Below are 525 nucleotides of genomic sequence, written 5' to 3'. Positions count from 1 at the left end.
CTTTGGCATCGTCTCTCGCCTGTCCCCTCAGTTCAGTAATTTCCTGCATTTGCCTGTTTCCAGTCGGTAGATATTCCACAAAACAGCAGGGAAGCAGCGCTTTTCCGCTGCATAACCCTGCTTCGGGGTCATTATAGCGATTTTTTCGGTATATCCATCCTTTTTCGCACGATATACAGGATTTTGCCAAAGGGTTCGTGTAGACTTTCCTTGGTGTATCCAACGGCGTCAGCCGGGCAGGATAGGTGAAGTAGGCCCACCCGCGAGCGGGTGTTCCTTCTTCACTGTCCCTTATTCGCACCTGGCGGTGCTCAACGGGAATCCTGCTCTGCGAGGCTGGCCGGCTACCGCCGGCGTAACAGATGAGGGCAAGCGGATGGCTGATGAAACCAAGCCAACCAGGAAGGGCAGCCCACCTATCAAGGTGTACTGCCTTCCAGACGAACGAAGAGCGATTGAGGAAAAGGCGGCGGCGGCCAGCAGGTAGGCCGACAGGCTCATGCCGGCCGCCGCCGCCTTTTCCTC

The 525-nt window shown here is 56.4% G+C and carries 1 protein-coding gene; it reads right to left on the bottom strand.

What is annotated here, in order from left to right:
• Positions 1 to 291 precede the first annotated feature (291 nt).
• Positions 292 to 525 (bottom strand): hypothetical protein (locus AC0L3J_RS37345; RefSeq protein ID WP_473350426.1); only part of this gene is annotated, 234 nt, incomplete at its 5' end.

Source organism: Bradyrhizobium sp. Kon37, from assembly GCF_055807535.1.
This window is presented reverse-complemented; position numbering and strand designations above follow the sequence as displayed.